The organism is Pseudomonas sp. NPDC087342, assembly GCF_044744265.1.
Classification (GTDB): Bacteria; Pseudomonadota; Gammaproteobacteria; order Pseudomonadales; family Pseudomonadaceae; genus Aquipseudomonas; species Aquipseudomonas nunensis.
In genome coordinates, this window is the sequence record NZ_JBIUXZ010000060.1 from 319 (window position 1) to 1,482 (window position 1,164).

Genomic DNA, 1,164 nt, shown 5'->3' on the forward strand with positions numbered 1-1,164 from the left:
GCTTGCGACAGGCGAGGCGTACGATGAGCAAAGAAGTACTGCTGGTTGTTGAGTCGGTATCCAATGAAAAGGGCGTACCGGCAAACGTAATTTTTGAAGCGCTGGAGCTGGCTCTGGCCACTGCTACCAAAAAACGTTTCGAGGACGAAGTCGATCTGCGTGTGGAAATCAATCGCCACACCGGTGCTTACGAGACATTCCGTCGCTGGACGGTCGTCGAAGAAGCAGACCTGGACGATCCGGCCATCGAAACCTGGCCGAGCAAGGTTGCCGAAACGCATCCTGGCGCTCAGGTCGGTGACGTAGTCGAAGAAAAAATTGAATCGATCGAGTTCGGCCGCATTGCTGCACAGACTGCCAAGCAAGTCATCGTGCAGAAAGTTCGCGAAGCCGAGCGCGCACAAGTCGTTGATGCTTACCGCGAGCGCCTGGGTGAAATCATCTCCGGCACCGTGAAGAAAGTTACCCGCGACAACGTGATCGTCGACCTGGGCAACAACGCTGAAGCGTTGCTGGCTCGTGAAGACATCATCTCTCGCGAAACCTTCCGGGTTGGCGTGCGTCTGCGTGCGCTGCTCAAGGAAATCCGCACCGAGAACCGCGGCCCGCAGCTGATCCTGTCGCGTACCGCGCCGGAAATGCTGATCGAGTTGTTCCGCATCGAAGTGCCGGAAATCGCTGAAGGCCTGATCGAAGTCATGGCTGCGTCCCGCGACCCGGGTTCGCGCGCCAAGATCGCGGTCCGCTCCAAAGACAAACGCATTGATCCGCAAGGCGCTTGCATCGGTATGCGCGGTTCGCGCGTCCAGGCAGTGTCGGGCGAATTGGGCGGCGAGCGTGTGGACATCGTCCTGTGGGACGATAACCCGGCTCAGTTCGTGATCAATGCAATGTCGCCGGCTGAAGTGGCGGCAATTATCGTTGACGAAGATGCCCATGCAATGGACATCGCCGTTGGCGCAGACAATCTGGCTCAGGCCATCGGTCGCGGTGGTCAGAACGTGCGTCTGGCTAGCCAGTTGACTGGCTGGACCCTGAACGTGATGACCGAATCGGACATCCAGGCTAAACAGCAAGCAGAAACCGGCGACATCCTGCGCAACTTCATCGACGAGCTGGAAGTCGACGAAGATCTGGCACAGGTGCTGGTAGATGAAGGCTTCA

1 protein-coding gene is annotated in these 1,164 nt (G+C 58.0%); it reads left to right on the top strand.

Annotation, left to right across the window (positions count from 1 at the left end; genetic code table 11):
- Positions 1-23: 23 nt before the first annotated feature.
- The coding region (gene nusA, locus ACIOYV_RS33280; RefSeq protein ID WP_401330723.1) for a transcription termination factor NusA at positions 24-1,164 on the top strand (1,141 nt) is incomplete at its 3' end.